This is a genomic window from Nioella sp. (assembly GCF_965215655.1).
Classification (GTDB): Bacteria; Pseudomonadota; Alphaproteobacteria; order Rhodobacterales; family Rhodobacteraceae; genus Nioella.
Map to the genome: position 1 here is coordinate 1,775,113 of NZ_OZ244111.1, position 15,741 is coordinate 1,790,853.

14 protein-coding genes and 2 tRNA genes are annotated in these 15,741 nt (G+C 61.7%); 10 read left to right on the forward strand and 6 right to left on the reverse strand.

Annotated features, from left to right (window positions below; all coding sequences use genetic code 11):
• Window positions 1-40: 40 nt before the first annotated feature.
• Window positions 41-394 carry an SUF system Fe-S cluster assembly protein gene (locus ACOOEX_RS09010; protein WP_071689805.1) on the reverse strand — a complete coding sequence of 118 codons (354 nt, stop codon included), beginning with the start codon at window positions 392-394 and terminating at the stop codon, window positions 41-43.
• Window positions 395-668: 274 nt separating this feature from the next.
• Window positions 669-2,060, reverse strand: coding sequence for a 30S ribosomal protein S6--L-glutamate ligase (gene rimK, locus ACOOEX_RS09015; protein ID WP_420398087.1), 1,392 nt, complete (start codon window positions 2,058-2,060; stop codon window positions 669-671).
• A gap of 73 nt (window positions 2,061-2,133) precedes the next feature.
• On the opposite strand from rimK, the gene tgt reads away from it, so the two are divergent.
• A complete protein-coding gene (tgt, locus tag ACOOEX_RS09020; RefSeq protein WP_420398088.1) occupies window positions 2,134-3,264 on the forward strand; it encodes a tRNA guanosine(34) transglycosylase Tgt in 1,131 nt (376 codons plus the stop codon).
• Between the two features lie 6 nt (window positions 3,265-3,270).
• Here tgt and ACOOEX_RS09025 read toward each other — a convergent pair whose 3' ends face one another.
• The gene (locus ACOOEX_RS09025) at window positions 3,271-4,779 is read right to left on the reverse strand and encodes a hypothetical protein (RefSeq protein ID WP_420398089.1); all 1,509 of its coding nucleotides are present in this window, start codon (window positions 4,777-4,779) and stop codon (window positions 3,271-3,273) included.
• Window positions 4,780-4,973: 194 nt separating this feature from the next.
• Between ACOOEX_RS09025 and ACOOEX_RS09030 the strand changes: the two genes are divergently transcribed.
• On the forward strand, window positions 4,974-6,338 hold the full coding sequence (locus ACOOEX_RS09030; RefSeq protein ID WP_420398090.1) for a hypothetical protein: 1,365 nt from the start codon (window positions 4,974-4,976) through the stop codon (window positions 6,336-6,338).
• Here ACOOEX_RS09030 and ACOOEX_RS09035 read toward each other — a convergent pair.
• Window positions 6,296-7,228 carry an IS5 family transposase gene (locus tag ACOOEX_RS09035; protein WP_420394792.1) on the reverse strand — a complete coding sequence of 311 codons (933 nt, stop codon included), beginning with the start codon at window positions 7,226-7,228 and terminating at the stop codon, window positions 6,296-6,298. The genes ACOOEX_RS09030 and ACOOEX_RS09035 overlap by 43 nt on opposite strands.
• On the opposite strand from ACOOEX_RS09035, the gene ACOOEX_RS09040 reads away from it, so the two are divergent.
• On the forward strand, window positions 7,227-7,577 hold the full coding sequence (locus tag ACOOEX_RS09040; RefSeq protein WP_420398091.1) for a hypothetical protein: 351 nt from the start codon (window positions 7,227-7,229) through the stop codon (window positions 7,575-7,577). The two genes, ACOOEX_RS09035 and ACOOEX_RS09040, sit on opposite strands and share 2 nt — an antisense overlap.
• 35 nt (window positions 7,578-7,612) lie before the next feature.
• On the opposite strand, the gene ACOOEX_RS09045 is transcribed toward ACOOEX_RS09040, so the two are convergent.
• Window positions 7,613-8,158: a hypothetical protein gene (locus ACOOEX_RS09045; RefSeq protein WP_420398092.1), complete on the reverse strand. Its 546-nt coding sequence runs from the start codon at window positions 8,156-8,158 to the stop codon at window positions 7,613-7,615.
• A gap of 1,075 nt (window positions 8,159-9,233) precedes the next feature.
• Between ACOOEX_RS09045 and lon the strand changes: the two genes are divergently transcribed.
• On the forward strand, window positions 9,234-11,639 hold the full coding sequence (lon, locus tag ACOOEX_RS09050) for an endopeptidase La (protein ID WP_420398093.1): 2,406 nt from the start codon (window positions 9,234-9,236) through the stop codon (window positions 11,637-11,639).
• Window positions 11,640-11,921: 282 nt separating this feature from the next.
• Here the strand turns inward: lon and ACOOEX_RS09055 are convergent, their stop codons facing one another.
• Window positions 11,922-12,134 (reverse strand): hypothetical protein, encoded by a 213-nt coding sequence (locus ACOOEX_RS09055; RefSeq protein ID WP_306044820.1) that lies wholly within the window; start codon window positions 12,132-12,134, stop codon window positions 11,922-11,924.
• A gap of 237 nt (window positions 12,135-12,371) precedes the next feature.
• On the opposite strand from ACOOEX_RS09055, the gene ACOOEX_RS09060 reads away from it, so the two are divergent.
• From ACOOEX_RS09060 to ACOOEX_RS09085, 6 genes are all read left to right on the forward strand, one after another.
• Window positions 12,372-13,151 carry a polysaccharide deacetylase family protein gene (locus ACOOEX_RS09060; protein WP_420398094.1) on the forward strand — a complete coding sequence of 260 codons (780 nt, stop codon included), beginning with the start codon at window positions 12,372-12,374 and terminating at the stop codon, window positions 13,149-13,151.
• 87 nt (window positions 13,152-13,238) lie between these two features.
• Window positions 13,239-13,598, forward strand: a complete 360-nt coding sequence (locus ACOOEX_RS09065; RefSeq protein WP_420398095.1) for an HU family DNA-binding protein — start codon at window positions 13,239-13,241, stop codon at window positions 13,596-13,598.
• A 51-nt stretch (window positions 13,599-13,649) separates the two neighbouring features.
• A tRNA-Val gene (locus tag ACOOEX_RS09070) sits at window positions 13,650-13,724 on the forward strand.
• Between the two features lie 75 nt (window positions 13,725-13,799).
• A complete protein-coding gene (locus tag ACOOEX_RS09075) occupies window positions 13,800-14,390 on the forward strand; it encodes a histidine phosphatase family protein (protein ID WP_420398096.1) in 591 nt (196 codons plus the stop codon).
• Between the two features lie 42 nt (window positions 14,391-14,432).
• Window positions 14,433-14,508 (forward strand) — tRNA-Val (locus tag ACOOEX_RS09080).
• A 283-nt stretch (window positions 14,509-14,791) separates the two neighbouring features.
• Window positions 14,792-15,703 (forward strand): hypothetical protein, encoded by a 912-nt coding sequence (locus ACOOEX_RS09085; protein ID WP_420398097.1) that lies wholly within the window; start codon window positions 14,792-14,794, stop codon window positions 15,701-15,703.
• The last annotated feature ends 38 nt before the right edge of the window (window positions 15,704-15,741 follow it).

The window sequence follows — 15,741 nt, forward strand, 5'->3', positions numbered from 1 at the left end:
ATGACTTGATATCCCAAAAATCAAGCCAAAAGACTTGATGTCACATGAAGCCAAGTTCCAGCCGGGCCTCGTCCGACATCATCTCCATGCCCCAGGGCGGATCCCAGGTGATCTCGACATTCACCGTTTTGACCCCGGCCACCGGCAGAATGGCATCGGCCAGCCAGCCGGGCATTTCACCGGCCACGGGGCAGCCCGGCGCGGTCAGGGTCATGGTCACCTCGACCTCGTTCTCGGCGCTGATCTCGACCGTGTAGACGAGGCCCAGGTCATAGATATTGACTGGGATTTCAGGGTCATAGACCGTGCGGCAGGCTTCGACGATCGCATCGTAGAGAGGATGATCGGTCGAAGATGGTTTGATGAGGGGCGCCCCCTCCAGCTGCTCTTGCATTTGCGTGCCATCCGGCTTGGAAAACCAATTGTTGAGCAAAGATATAAGGAAAGCACCCCCAGAGGTCCAGAGCCGCCAGCCAATCCCGTCCGTTCATCTTGGCAAAAATACCTCCGCCGGAGGCATCCTGTCCTCACCACCATCACATCCGACCGGCCAGAAGCGCAGGTCTCGCAGATGTTCCGTGGCAACGCGGCATGACGAGGCCTCCGGCGTCAGCCGGGGGTTGAGGAGGGCCGCTCACGGGTCGACGCCAAGAGGCGGCGAAACACCCCTATTTTCCCTTGCGCTTGCGGGCAGGCGTCGGGCGCACCTTCTTCTCTATGGCATCGAAAAGATGCGCGGCGATGTTCTTGCCGGTCGCCTTTTCCACGCCTTCGAAACCGGGAGAGCTGTTGACTTCCAGCACCTTGGGGCCGTCCGAAGCGCGCAACAGGTCCACCCCGGCCATCCCGAGGCCGAACACCCGGGCAGACCGCAGCGCCGCCTCCCGTTCCTCCTTGCTGATCCGCACCGCCTTTGCAGTGCCGCCCTGGTGCAGGTTGGACCGGAAATCATCCCCCGCCGCGCTGCGTTTCATCGCAGCGACCACCTTGCCGTCGATCACGAGGCAGCGAATGTCCTCGCCCGCGGCTTCCTTGACAAAATCCTGCACGAGGAAATTGGCCTTGAGACCCCGGAACGCGTCGATCACCGATTGCGCGGCCTTGCGGGTTTCCGCCAGAACCACGCCTTTGCCTTGCGTGCTTTCCAGCAGTTTCACGATCAGCGGCGCGGTGCCCACGAGGCCAATCAGGTTGCCGGTGTCCTTGGGCGAGGCCGCGAAGGCGGTGCGTGGCATCCCGATCCGGTGACGGGCCAGCAACTGGTGGGCGTGGAGCTTGTCGCGGCTCGCCGTGATCCCCGCACTGCCGTTCACGCAAAATGTGCCGAGCGTTTCGAACTGGCGCAGAACGGCGGTGCCATAGGCGGTCACCGAGGCCCCGATGCGCGGGATCACGGCGTCATAGCGGGGCAGGCGGGCGCCGTCATAGTGGACCTCCGGCGCCAGCGAATTGATTGCCATGTAGCAGCGCGTCGTGTCGATGACCTCGATCGTGTGGCCACGTTCCTCGCCCTCATCGACCAGCCTGCGGGTGGAATAATTGTTCTCCCGGCTCAGCACGGCGATGCGCAGCGCGCGTTTCGGGGCCGAGGTCTTGACCTTGGCGGAATGATAGACGTCATAGCTCAGCAGCGGCTGACAACAGCTTTCCGTCGGGCTGACGATCCAGTCGGGCTGAAGCGCCTGCCGTCCCAACAGCATGCGATAGGCCATATTGGTGCGGTCGGTCAGGGTCACCTCGATTGGCACGCGCTGCCCGCCGATATCGAGCTCGGTCTCGATCACATAGCGTTGTTCGGTCTCGCCATTGGACGAAGTCACCTCGCGCCGGTCCCGCAGCGCGGCGGAACAGGCGATGGTGATATCGGTGCGCCCCGGCACCGGATGCACGGCAAAGCGCACCTTCGGTTTGCTGGCCGAGCCGAAGGTTTCGATATCGAAGGCGTGCAGCGCCGAGGTCTTGGCCCCGGTGTCGACCTTGGCTTTCAGCGCGGGCAGTCCGAGGCCGGGAAGGCTCAGCCACTCTTCCCACCCAAGACGAAGGGACTCTTCTGCAGTCATTTCATGGGTCCTCTCTTGGCATCGCGGATATTTCGCCTATGACAGTCGCCTGTCCAAAGCAATGGGTGACGACATGACAGGCCGGTTTGACTTTTCGGTGACAGCAACCAGCGGCAAGGCCCGCCGGGGGGTAATCTCGACCCCGCGTGGACAGATTCGCACACCTGCCTTCATGCCCGTGGGCACGGCGGCGACCGTGAAGGCGATGATGCCCGAAAGCGTGGCCGCAACGGGCGCCGACATTCTGCTTGGCAACACCTATCACCTGATGCTGCGCCCCACGGCGGAGCGGATCGACCGGTTGGGCGGGCTGCACCGCTTCATGAACTGGGAGAAGCCGATTCTGACCGACTCGGGCGGTTTCCAGGTGATGAGCCTTGCCGATCTGCGCAAGCTGACCGAGGAGGGGGTCACCTTCCGCAGCCATGTGGACGGCTCGCGCCACATGTTGACCCCGGAACGCTCGATGGAGATTCAGCGGCTCCTGGGCTCTGATATCGTCATGTGCTTCGATGAATGCCCGGCGCTGCCTGCCGACCGGGACCGGATCGCCGGGTCCATGCGCCTGTCGATGAGATGGGCGCAGCGCAGCCGCGACGCGTTCGGCGACCGCCCGGGCCACGCGCTTTTCGGCATCATGCAGGGCGGGCTGGAACAGGATCTGCGCGAGGAGAGTGCCGAGGCGTTGAAAGAGATCGGGTTCGAGGGCTATGCCGTGGGCGGCCTTGCCGTGGGCGAGGGGCAGGAGGCAATGTTCACCTGTCTCGACTACGCGCCCGATTTCCTGCCCGAGGACAAGCCGCGCTACCTGATGGGCGTTGGCAAACCCGACGATATCGTCGGGGCCGTAAAACGCGGGATCGACATGATGGATTGCGTTCTGCCAAGCCGATCGGGGCGCACCGGGCAGGCCTTCACCCGGCGCGGCGTGGTAAATATCAAGAATGCCCGCCACCAGGACGACCCGCGCCCGCTGGACGAACACTGCACCTGCCCCGCCTGCACCGGCTATTCCCGCGCCTATCTGCACCATGTCTTCCGCGCGAAGGAAATCATCAGCTCCATGCTGTTGACCTGGCACAATCTGCATTACTTCCAGGAGCTTATGCAGGACATGCGCGATGCCATCGAAGCCGACAGGTTCGACGCATTCGAAACCGCCTTCCATGCTGCGCGCGCGGAAGGCGATATCGAACCGCTCTGATCCGCCTCAGCGGGTCGCTGACCAGCCGCTGTCGTAGGGCGTACCCGGTCCACGATTGAACATGCCGGTGATCTCGCCGCCCGAGAGGGTGCCGACATAGTGCTGTGTTCCGCGTTCGCGATAGAACTGTACTTCGCCCGTCACGGGATCGAACTGAACGTTCTGGAGGATTTCCTCGAAGTCGTTCACGTTGAACCGCACCGTCGCGGACCAGCCGTTCGCGTGTCGGTCGAAGGTCAGCGTGCCGCCGTAGCCAAAGGAGTCGATGGTCCAGGCCCCTTCCAGGATAGACGCGTTGTCGCCGGGCTGGTCATGGGGCGTACCAGCCCCGGGAGGGTTTTCAAGATCACCCCCCAAACGCGTCGCACCGAACCGGAAGCCTTCGTTGTTGACGATTTCCAGTCGGTTTCCGGTCAGGGTGGCGTAGTCGGTGTAACCGTGGCTCCAGGTCAGGGTGTAGGTGCCGTTTGCGTCAGGACCGGTCCAGGTCATCGTGTTGACACCATCATGCCCGGTCCCATTCGCGTTGATCGTGATCGGGAGGCTGATCGCCTCCCAGTACCATTGCCCCGCGAGACTGGCACCTTGTGTGAAGCCCCCGGTTCCGGTGCCCCCGCTCGACCCCGTCGCAAAGGTTTCCATATACAATGTGCCCTGGCAGTCAGAGCCTGAATAGCTGCCGACCCAGATGTCGACACGGCCCTCGAGACCCGACGTAAGAGTGACGCGCGGGTCCAGATTGCCGTTGCTGTCATCGTCGAAGAACCACATGCCGCGGGCGGAATTGATCAACAGGGTGGAGTCGCACGTGCTCTCGACATCGAGCACAAGGTCATAGCCCACCATCCCCGACAACATCAGCGACGCCGTCGGCATCGCGGCCGCATAACCAGTGCCCGGAATGCCGCAGGAAGACAGTGCCGTTCCGCCAGTTGCAGTAATGGGCAGACTGTGGCGCGTGGAGAGCTGTTGGCCGGTCATCGCATAGCTCGGCCCGGGTCGGGACGGGTCTGGGCAACCCACGCCGGTAGAGCCTGCACCGCCGCCGCCCGAACTCAGGAACGTCTCCAGCGTCAGCGTGGCATCGCAGTACTGGCCATTGTAGCTGCCGACCCAGACATCGACCCTACCGTTCAATGCGCTGGCCCCGCGCAGATTGAGGCGCGGGTCGAGGTTGCCGTTGCTGTCGTCGTCGAAATGCCATTGGGCATCGGCCGTGTTGACCAAAAGTGTCGCGTCGCAGGCGCTGACAACGTCAAGCAAAAGGTCATACCGATTCATTCCGGACAAATAGAAGGTGAAGTCCGGCGCGGTCGTGACATATCCCACGCCCGGCTGCGGGCAGGTCCGCAGATCATTCTGACCGCCCGCAACCACGTTGAACGAGTCTGGACTGTATAGCTGGTCTCCGGTCAGGCTATAGGTCGTCCCGGTCAAGCTATAGGTGGGGCAGGCGTTGGCCCCCGTGGCCAGGGCAAGCCCGGCAATAAAGCTTGTAAGAAATACACGCTGCATTTGTTCCTCCCTCTCTGCAATTGACGACGGCAATTATCGAGGGAAATCGCTTATTGTCCTTGATTCAGAACAAGCCAGTCGCAACGCGTAGGATTGGCCTGAGAAACAGGGTGTTGCGGTTTGGCTTGCTTGGCGTATCCGGGCCGCCGTGCTAGCAGACATCAGGCAGATCGTTGAAACGAAAGGTGGATGCCTTGGACGAAGCACGGGGGCAAAGCCTGGTTGAAACCCGCAGCGACAAGCTGTTGCCGGGGCTGACCATTGCCCTTATCGGACTGCTCTACCTGCTGACCTTCCCGCAGAATTTCACCGAAGGGGAGGACGCGGTCTATTACGTCGATCGCGTATCGGGCGGGGTTGCCCAATGGCATCCGAACCACCTGATCTATGAGCCTTTGATGCAAGGCCTCACAGGCGTGGCTCAGGCGGTCTGGCCGGGGGCGACGGCGCTGGCTGTGATGCAGGTGGCAAGCCTGATTGCAGCGTTGTGGACTCTGGCTCTGGTCTGGAAGATTGCGCGGCTGGCGGGTGGTGGGCTGGCCGGGGCATCTGGCGCGGTATGGCTGTTGGCGGGCTGTTTTGCCTTCTGGCTTTATGGCATGTATCCCGACACCTACACGCTACCCTTGCCCTTCGTTCTGGCCAGCTTTCTGGCCATTTGGCAGGTCGGGTGGGAACAGTCCGGCCCCCGTGCCGTGATCCTTGCGGCGTTTCTGGCGGGCATCGCCACGCTGATCCATCAAAGCCATGTGTTTCTGGCGGTGCCTGCGCTGGTCATGCTGATCTCTGCGCGCAGGATCGGGGCGGCGGTCCTGTGGCTGGCGGTGTTTGGCGCGGTGGTCGGGGCGGTTTATCTCTGGGCCGGGTGGGTCTTGCTGGGGCATCGGACGATCGGCGAGCTGATCCTCTGGGCCAAGGGCTACGCTGCTGACGGGCTTTGGACGCCGCTCTCGGTCCTGGCTCCGGTCAAGGCGCTGATCGGGCTTGGGACCGCTATTTGGTCGAGCCTGTTTCTCTTTGCCTCTCCAGAGGCCGCAGGCGTGCTGGAGCGGGTGTTCGCGGGCCGTCAACTGGTGGAGGAAACTCATTTCGCTGAAACCGGACTTGCGTTCGGGTTCTGGCCCCTGCTGCTGTTGACTGTGCTCAGCGTTCTGGCCATTGGCGCATTGTCGGTCAGGGCCTTGCTGCGCGGGGGCAGGGCGTTGACGCCCGGCTTTGGGCCGCTTCTGATACTGCATGCGGGCACTTATGCGCTTGTCGCCACGATCTGGGAACCCACGAACAAGGAATTCTGGATCGTCGTGCTGCCGTTTCTGGCCCTGCTTGTCGTGCTTCGGTTGCCACCTGTCCAAGGCGTTCAGCGGGTGCTGGTGGCGGGCATCCTGGCCTTGTGGGTTGCCAACGGCGCGGGCGCGATGATGGGTTTCGCTCGGGCAGACAGCGATTACTGGCGCGTCACCCAGGCTCTGTTGCACAAATCGGTTGAAGGGCAGGCTTCCCCTTTCCCCGGACGGACTCATCCTACGGGCTCAGTGACGGGTATGCCAAGAGCGGTGTAGCGGTTGAGCACCGCGATCCGGATCTGGAGCTCAGCGACCTGCCGGTCGAAGTCTCTGGCCATCAGGCCTTGGCCAAGGAGTTTGACGCAGTGCATCTTCGTCTCTGCGCGGCTTCGTCGGTGATAGCCTGTCAGCTTTCGCCAGAGTGCCCGTCCGAGATATTTGCAGGCCCTCACGGCTTCGTTTCGCGCGATAGCACCCGCCGTAGTTGGCTTCCAGAGTTGCGCATTCTTGCGTGGTGGGATGACGGCAACGGCACCTCGAGCGGCAATCACATTGTGACATCTGCGCGTGTCATAGGCTCCGTCAGCGGTGACCGTGGCAATCTCTTGGTCGGGCGGGATCTGTGCCAGCAGGTCGGGTAACATAGGGGCGTCGCCGACGTTGCTTGTCGTGACACCGACTGCGCGGATCTCCAGTGTTTCCTCGTCCATACCAAGATGCAGCTTGCGCCAAAGGCGCTTCTTTGACCCGCCATGCTTGCGGGCATTCCACTCTCCCTCGCCCTCGGCTTTGATCCCGGTCGCATCGATCAGCAGGTGCAAAGGACCCGTTCCTCCGCGATAAGGGATGGCGACGCTCAGGGTCTTCTGGCGGCGAGACAGAGTGCTGAAGTCCGGCACTTTCCAGTCAAGGCCTGCCAACCGCAGCAGGCTTTCGACGAACCCGGTCGTCTGGCGAAGGGGCATGCCGAACAACACCTTTATCGTGAGACAAACCTGTATCGCCGCGTCGCTGAACTCGGGTTGCCGCCCGCGCTTGCCGGTGGGTGCCGCGTGCCAGGTCATATCGGGATCAAACCAGATCGATAGCGAACCGCGCTGCTTCAGCGCCGTGTTGTACGAAGGCCAGTTCCTGGTCTTGTACGTCATAAGGGACCAACTGCTCATGCTCGCCAGCTACCACGCTGGATTCACACAGGGAATCCCTCACCCCATTTGTGCAACAAAGCCCGTCACCCATGGGCCGCTGCTGCAAGAGGTGCGTCCCGGCGACATCGTCGTCGATGACTGCGGCTACATCTGCACGGGCTATCTGCTGCTGTTCTCTCCCGCCGAGTTGCTGCCTGCGCCTGCGCTCGACCGTGCGGCGCAGACAGGACCGGGGCGCATCCTTCTGACCTCGCGCGCCATTGCGGCGCTCGACGCCGATCCGCCGGATGGCTGGACGGACATATCTGCTGCGCTGCAACCGATTTTCGAAACCCCGGCGCTCTCGCTGTCCGAACTCCCGCGCTGACAGGACTCCGGCCCGAACCGTCTCAGCCCCCGAGATCAGCGGTAAGCTTCGAAGACAAACAGATCCGCGTGCTCCGGGTCCACGCAGCCTCCGTCAAGGTAGTCGCCGCTCAGCAGGCCATAGCACAGGGCGCCATCTGCGGTGGAGGTGAACTGGACGCGACCAGTGGCACCGTCGACAATGATATTGTCCAGCGCCGTATCCTCTCCCATCAGATGGACCAGCCCGCTCCAGTGCCCTTCGGCAGAGCGTGAGAAGCTCAGATCGGTCCGGAAGCCGCCGATAACCATTGTCCAATCGCCTTCGACCATATCGGCGATCTCTTCTTCCGTTGCCTCGCCGGGACCGGTCATCGTGAGCAGGCGGAAATACTGGCGACAGCTATCGCCGCTGGCGCTGCCTGCCCAGAAATCCACCCGGCCTTCGATGCCACGCGTCATTTCCACATGCGGCTCCAGCGTTCCGGGTACGTTGTCGGAGAAGAGCCATTGTCCACTGGCATCCCGGATCAGAAGGGTTGCATCACAATAGGCGTGCACAAAGATCGAGAACGTGTAGGCCTCCATGTCTGTTAGCTGCATGGAATAGGTGGGTTCCGCCTGGAAAACTCCGGGCAGGTCCAACCCACATTGAGAAAGGGGCGTGCCCCCTTCGAGGGTTCGATTGAATTCAACGAGGTCTTCCAGCCGTGGCCCGCTCCAGTTTCTGGGGTCTTCTGCGAGGTCAGGATCAGGGCAGCCCGCGCCGCTCGGAGGGTCGATTGGCGTTGCGAGGGGAATGTAGATGCTGCCCGCTGTTGGGGCCGTTGCAGCCGGTTCGACTTCGGGTTCCGGGAGGGATTCATTAACTGGGGCCGGTTCCGGTTCCGGCGTTGGGGCCGGTGTTGGCGCAGGTGCTGGCTCTTGCTCTGGTTCAGGCGTGGGCGCAGGCGCAGGTGCCGGTGTGGGGGTTGGAGCCGGGGTTGGTTCAGGCGTGGGCGCAGGGGCCGGCATTGGAGACGGAAGTGGGGCTGGTGCGGGCGCCGGAGTGGGAGCCGGCGCAGGAACCGGGGGTGGCGTTGCTTCGGTAATGGGGGGCTGTTCATCGGGCTTCTGACCCTGCGGGGCTGGAATAGGCTGCGGGGCTGGAGAAGGCACGGGTGTCGGCAGCGGGGCGGGAACAGGCGCAGGTTGTGGGCCAGGGGGTTCACCCGGTTTTTGACCCGTTTCGGGAGGCGCCGGGACCGGCTGCGGAGCGGGTGCAGGCGGTGCAGGAACGGGCACCACACCGGCAGGCTCCTCGCCGGGCTTTCCGCCACCATGAGCCAGAGCTGCGGTGGCGTTCATGCAAAGGGCAAGACAGATCGAGACGGCAAGTTCCTTCATGGCTGACCTCCAGGTGCACTGCTTCAAGGTCAGGCTAAGCCTCCACGGCACGGACGCATTGACTCATATCAATCTTGCCCGGCAGGTTCGGTCCCGTTTTCGTTCACCTTTTCGCAAGATCGCGCCTTGCCCCTTCCCGCGCCGGGGTGCAGACTGTGGGCGACCCGAAAAGGCGGGGGATCGCTTGAAATCGGTGGGCCATGCCCCCACTTTCAAGTGTCCCACCCGGAGAGGGCCGAGGGCTGCCGCATGACGGGGCCAGCGTCCTCTTGCCAAGAACAAGGAAGGCACCATGCCCGAGCAAAACACCACCTATCCTGTCCTGCCGCTGCGCGACGTTGTCGTGTTCCCGCATATGATCGTGCCGCTTTTTGTCGGGCGCGAGAAATCGGTGCGCGCGCTGGAAGAGGTGATGCAGGAAGACCGCCAGATCCTGCTGTCGAGCCAGATCGACCCGGCAGAGGACGACCCCGACACCGACGGCATCTACCGTACAGGCGTGCTGGCCAATGTGCTGCAACTGCTGAAGCTGCCCGACGGCACCGTGAAAGTGCTGGTCGAAGGCCGCAACCGCGTGACCATCACCGGATTCCTCGACAACCCCGAGTTTTTCGAGGCGACGGCAGAGGACCTCGCCGAAGACGAAGGGGATGCCGCCGCCATTCAGGCGATGCTTGGCCCCGTCGCGGAAGAGTTCGAGCGTTATGCCAAGGTCAAGAAGAACATCCCCGAAGAGGCGCTGACCTCGGTTTCCGAAACCACGGATCCGGCCAAGCTGGCCGATCTGGTCGCCGGTCATCTGGGCATCGAAGTGGCGCAGAAGCAGGATCTTCTGGAAACGCTGTCCGTCTCGGACCGGCTGGAAAAGGTCTATGGGCTGATGCAGGGCGAAATGAGCGTCCTGAAGGTCGAGAAGAAGATCAAGACGCGCGTGAAATCCCAGATGGAGCGGACGCAGCGCGAATATTACCTGAATGAGCAGATGAAGGCCATTCAGCGCGAACTTGGCGATGGTGAAGAAGGCGCAAACGAGGTTGCGGAACTGGAAGAGCGGGTGGCCAATACCAAGCTGTCCAAGGAAGCCCGCGAAAAGGCCGATGCCGAGATCAAGAAGCTCAAGAACATGAGCCCGATGAGCGCCGAGGCGACTGTCGTGCGCAACTATCTCGACTGGATGCTGGCCATTCCGTGGGGCGTGAAATCCCGCGTCAAGAAGGACCTGGGCCGCGCACAGGATGTGCTGGATGCCGATCATTACGGGCTTGAAAAGGTCAAGGAACGCATCGTCGAATATCTGGCCGTGCAGCAACGGTCAAAGCAGTTGAAAGGCCCGATCATGTGCCTTGTCGGCCCTCCGGGTGTCGGCAAGACCTCGCTTGGCAAATCGGTTGCCAAGGCGACGGGGCGCGAGTTTATCCGCATCTCGCTTGGCGGCGTGCGCGATGAAAGCGAAATTCGTGGCCACCGCCGGACCTATATCGGCTCCATGCCCGGCAAGATCATCCAGGCGCTGAAAAAGGCGAAGACCACGAACCCGCTGATCCTGCTCGATGAGATCGACAAGATGGGCCAGGATTTCCGGGGCGACCCGGCCTCCGCCATGCTTGAGGTGCTGGACCCGGAACAGAACTCGACCTTCGTGGACCACTATCTCGAAGTGGAATACGACCTGTCGAACGTCATGTTCCTGACCACGTCGAACAGCTACAACATGCCCGGCCCGCTTCTGGACCGGATGGAGATAATCCCGCTGGCGGGCTATACCGAGGACGAAAAATCCGAGATCGCCAAGCGCCACCTGCTGCCCAAGCAGACCAAGAACCATGGCCTGAAGGCCAAGGAGTTTGAGCTGACCGAGGATGGGCTGACCGACATCATCCGCTATTACACGCGTGAGGCCGGGGTGCGGAACCTCGAACGCGAGATCGCCAAGATCTGCCGCAAGGCGCTGACCAAGATCCTCAAGAAAGAGGTGGAAACGGTCCGCGTGACGCCGGAAAATCTGGAGGATTTCCTCGGCGTGAAGCGGTTCAAGTTCGGGCTGGCGGAAAAGGACGATCAGATCGGCGTGGTGACGGGTCTGGCCTGGACCTCTGTCGGTGGCGACCTTCTGTCCATCGAGGCGCTGCGCCTGCCGGGCAAGGGCCGGATGAAGACCACAGGAAAACTGGGCGATGTGATGAAGGAATCCATCGACGCGGCCAGTTCCTTCGTGCGGTCCATCAGTCCCGATATCGGGGTGAAGCCGCCGAAGTTCGACAAGATCGACATCCACGTCCATGTGCCGGAAGGCGCGACGCCCAAGGATGGCCCGTCTGCCGGGATCGCGATGGTGACCTCCATCGTCTCGGTCCTGACGCAGATCCCGGTCCGCAAGGACATCGCCATGACCGGCGAGGTGACGCTGCGCGGCAATGTGCTGCCGATTGGCGGGCTCAAGGAGAAACTGCTCGCGGCCTTGCGGGGCGGCATCAAGACGGTGCTGATCCCGGTGGACAACGAAAAGGATCTGCCCGAGATCCCCGACAACGTGAAGGAAGGGCTGGAGATCATCCCCGTCGCGCATGTGCGTGACGTGCTGGCCCATGCGCTCGTGCGCACGCCCGAAGCGATTGACTGGGACGAAGAGGCCGAAGAAGCCGCCGCCGCCGCAGCGCAGGCCGCTGCGGGTGGTGGGGCAGGGGCAACCGCCCACTGACGGCTGATATACTGATCAACAGTTCAGAACCCCGCCGATACTCTGTTGGCGGGGTTTCCTGTTTTTTGGCGTCGACGGTGACAGAGATCGGCACCAAAAAAATGGGACACCAGCGTTACCGCTGGTGTCCCATTCGATTTTCAGCCGGATAAGACCGGTCCATGCGCCGACCTGAACGAACTGAATGCACTGGCGTCCGATATAGGCCTTTCACACACGCCTTCTGCAATGCCGTCCGTGGCCCATCTGGGCCGTCGGCCGGATTTGCTTCAGCGAGAGCGATCAGCTTGGCATCTGGTAGCCACCGCCACCGGACGCAGCCATCAGCATCAGGATCATCGCAAGGATCGGAACAAGAATGCCGCCGTCGACGCCGGTATCCATCGCGTCCTGAGACACGATCTCAACCGGCATGGTCGGCGTGGTCTCGTCGGCATAGGTTGCGGTTGCACTCAGCAAGGTGAGCGCTGTTGTTGCAGCCATCAGTTTTTTCATTGTCTTCCCCTTCAGAGCCATCGGCCCGTTCTTACCCCAAGGTTGTTATCAACCGTAATCAATCACATTGCCGGTTTGCTATGCAAGAACCCCCTGTGTCGCAAAGGCGACACAAGTGGGGCAGGTGACACCCTTTTGCAACGGATCGGTGCCCCATTGCTGTGACACAACTTGATTCGCAGCCGATTCGCGGGTTGCCTAGCCAAATTGCCTTAAACCGCCTTGCCTGGTGACATAATGAAAACCAAACTGACACGTCGCAGATTTGCCGGCTGCCTGACGGCCATATTGGCCAGCCCCGCCCTTATTGGCCGCGCAGAGGCGCAGGCCCGGATGGATCTGACCATTCCCGAGGGGATCACACAGGGTGGTCCGACCACGATCACCCGGATTCCGACGGATCAGCCATTGGTCGCCATGACCTTCGATGACGGTCCGCACCAAACGCTGACGCCGCAACTGCTGGACATGCTGGCCGCGCGAAACATCCGCGCGACCTTCTACCTGATCGGTCGCCGCGTGGCGCTCTACCCCGAATTGACGCGGCGCATTGCGGCCGAGGGGCACGAGATCGGCAACCATACCTGGAATCATCCGCGCCTGACCTCGCTTGGCAATGACGGGCTGCTGCGGGAACTGGACCGTACCACGGTCGTGATCAACGAAACCGTTGGCCGCCCGCCGGTCACCATGCGCCCGCCCTATGGGCTGCTGTCCATGCGTCAGCGCAACCTGATCTACGAAGCGCGGCAATTGCCCACCATCCTGTGGTCCGTCGACCCCGAGGATTGGCGCCGTCCGGGCAGTTCGGTCGTGGCCAACCGCATCGTCAGCCGGTCGCATTCGGGCGCGGTGATTCTGGCCCATGACATCATCGGCCCAACCGTGCGCGCCATGCCGGCAGCGCTGGATGGTCTGATTGCGCGGGGCTATCGCTTCACCACCGTGTCCGAACTGATGGGATGGCCCCGGTGGGATACCCGCAATATTCGGCTCGCCTCCAGCAGCGCGGGCTGAAAAAGGCCCCGACGCGGCTCTGGCGCAGCGGCACATCGGTTGCTAGGTTGTTTCCACAGAAGCAACAAACTGCCGACAGGGGGCCATATGTCAGCCGGAGAAATCGTGAGTCTCTCCTCTTCCGCGGATGCGGACAGCGCAACTGCCGAAACCACAGGCGCGGATAAGCCTAAAGCCTACAAGATGCAGGACCTGATGCAGGCCATCGCCGCTCAGTCCGACCTGAAGCGATCCGAACTGCGGGAGGCCGCGGGTCTGGTCTGCGACGCGATCGGTCGGGCTCTCGACGAAGGGCAGGTTATTTCGCTGCCGGGGCTTGGCAAGATCATGCCGCGAAAGCGCGACAGCAAAGCTTCCGGAGATCTGCTGACCGCACGCATCAAGCTCATGTACAAGGGGGAGAAACTGACCCCGGCAACGCCCGAGGACGATCCGGAAAAACCGTGATCTGGCCTCTTGCGCAGTCGGGAAAGCGCCGCTAAAAGACGGCCCCACGGCGGGTGATTAGCTCAGTGGTAGAGCGCTTCGTTCACATCGAAGATGTCAGGAGTTCAAATCTCTTATCACCCACCATTTTTCCTCCGAAAGGCGCCCGGCATCGTGGCGCCTTTTCGTTTTCACAGGACCTGATCCGACCGGAAAGCGCCTATGAGACAAGCCAGAACAGATTTTCCCGAACTCTGGGTGCTGCGCCATGGCGAGACCGAGTGGAACACCGAGGAACGCCTGCAAGGTCGGCTCGACTCGGCTCTGACGTCGACCGGGTTGGATCAGGCGCGGGTACAGGGTCAGATACTGAAATCCTGCCTGCCGGGGGCTGCTCGGGTCATCTCGTCTGACGCACCTCGGGCCCTGCGCACTGCCGAGATCGCGCTTGCAGGGCTGCCCCTGTCCATAGAAACAGATTCGCGGCTGGCCGAAATCGACCTCGGTCGCTGGCAGGGCCGCACCTTGGAGGAACTGCGCGCGGTCCATCCAGATATCGCCCGTGCGACCGACCCGCATCTGTGGAAATTCAGCGCCCCCGGCGGCGAGACGCTCGGCCAGATGGCGGCGCGGGTTCAGGCGGTGCTTGAGGGGCTGACCGGACCCACGGTTCTGGTCACCCACGGCGTCACGTCGCGCCTGCTGCGCTGTATCGTTCTGGGGCTGCCGATCACCGATCTGGCCTCGGTTCCGGGCGGGCAGGGGGTGGTTCATCACATCCGCGACGGCAAGGCGCAAATCCTGACCGCTTAGGGCTTGCACCCCTTCCGGACCCGCGCTATCAGAACCGCCGACGGGTCGTTAGCTCAGTTGGTAGAGCGCTTCGTTTACACCGAAGATGTCGGGAGTTCGAGCCTCTCACGACCCACCATTTTCCAAACAGAACCAAGTCGCATAGGTCTGATTTCCGGGGAAAATTTCCGTCCTGCGGAGTCCTTTCATACGAGGTTTTCATGCGTATCGGGTCACCTGAGGCATGTGTTCCCGCGAAAAAGCGAAACGGTCTGTTTCCCGTGAAATGCACAGCTTCACTCTAAAGTTGTGACGAAACATGGTTTAGAATGCGGCATAATTGTGGTTTGCCGGGTGGGGGCTCGACGACCGGTCAAGCGGATGGTTAACCGCGTCGCTGGTCACGACCAGAGGAACACCCCATGCCTGTCAACTCCAAGATATTCACCTACGAACTTGAGGGGCTGAGCTACACGGTTACCGTGTATGAAGATCCCCTTACCGGCGGTTTTGTCGCCGATATCGACGTTCTCGAAGGCTCGATGGATGTAAACGCCATCTACTATGGAGACGACGATTTCTCGGGCGATAGCGAATCCCTGAATGGACCTCTGAACATGAACGGTGCCCGACTCGACGGCGAGAACGTTCAATGGGATGAGGCCGTCCGGCTAAGCGATCCCGGCCTGGGACCGGATGCAGATGAGAAGGAAACCTATCTGAACGAAGGCGACACGCTTCGGATTGAACTTGATATCACCAGTCTTGACGAGATCGACGTTTTCGGCGTGCGGGCAACATCGACCAGCACCGCAGATGGGTCGATAAAGGCCGTTTCTGATGACCCGGAAGAGCCGGAAGAGCCAGAAGAGCCGACCTTCGACAAAATCGGCTTTGGCATTGACATCGGTGCGAATGGCGGAATCGAGAACGGCGTCTTTGTCCCGGCGGAAGCCCTGCCTGAAGGACAGGAAGCTACGTTCGAGAACTACGTTGCATATTACGACAGCCAGTTCGGAGAAGACCCCGACTACAACATCACTCAAGTGGAATCGGTCATCTTCTTCGAAATAACGCAAGGGACCGACGCTGACGGGAATACGCTGGACATACCACAAGAAATCTTTCGTATCGACGCGCCTGAAGGCGGGTTCGAGTCGTCACAAGATCTGCTGGATGCCTATGATGATGCGATCGCAAACGGTGCCCTTGAAGGCATGACCTCCGGCGATGAAGCTATGGACCTCATGGCGGCCCTCAGCCTTGACAGCACGTATGATGATCCGGGCGTCGAAGGCTCCCACATGGAAGAGGACGAGCTGGAGTTCATGTAACGGCCCGATCTCCAAAGGGCGGGGTATACCGCCTTCTG

Coding starts and splice junctions, on each gene's coding strand:
- ACOOEX_RS09010 (WP_071689805.1), bottom strand. CDS start 394: ATGCAAGAGCAGCTGGAGGGGGCGCCCCTCATCAAACCATCTTCGACC.
- rimK (WP_420398087.1), bottom strand. CDS start 2,060: ATGACTGCAGAAGAGTCCCTTCGTCTTGGGTGGGAAGAGTGGCTGAGC.
- tgt (WP_420398088.1), top strand. CDS start 2,134: ATGACAGGCCGGTTTGACTTTTCGGTGACAGCAACCAGCGGCAAGGCC.
- ACOOEX_RS09025 (WP_420398089.1), bottom strand. CDS start 4,779: ATGCAGCGTGTATTTCTTACAAGCTTTATTGCCGGGCTTGCCCTGGCC.
- ACOOEX_RS09040 (WP_420398091.1), top strand. CDS start 7,227: ATGCTCGCCAGCTACCACGCTGGATTCACACAGGGAATCCCTCACCCC.
- ACOOEX_RS09035 (WP_420394792.1), bottom strand. CDS start 7,228: ATGAGCAGTTGGTCCCTTATGACGTACAAGACCAGGAACTGGCCTTCG.
- ACOOEX_RS09045 (WP_420398092.1), bottom strand. CDS start 8,158: ATGCAGCTAACAGACATGGAGGCCTACACGTTCTCGATCTTTGTGCAC.
- lon (WP_420398093.1), top strand. CDS start 9,234: ATGCCCGAGCAAAACACCACCTATCCTGTCCTGCCGCTGCGCGACGTT.
- ACOOEX_RS09055 (WP_306044820.1), bottom strand. CDS start 12,134: ATGAAAAAACTGATGGCTGCAACAACAGCGCTCACCTTGCTGAGTGCA.
- ACOOEX_RS09060 (WP_420398094.1), top strand. CDS start 12,372: ATGAAAACCAAACTGACACGTCGCAGATTTGCCGGCTGCCTGACGGCC.
- ACOOEX_RS09065 (WP_420398095.1), top strand. CDS start 13,239: ATGTCAGCCGGAGAAATCGTGAGTCTCTCCTCTTCCGCGGATGCGGAC.
- ACOOEX_RS09075 (WP_420398096.1), top strand. CDS start 13,800: ATGAGACAAGCCAGAACAGATTTTCCCGAACTCTGGGTGCTGCGCCAT.
- ACOOEX_RS09085 (WP_420398097.1), top strand. CDS start 14,792: ATGCCTGTCAACTCCAAGATATTCACCTACGAACTTGAGGGGCTGAGC.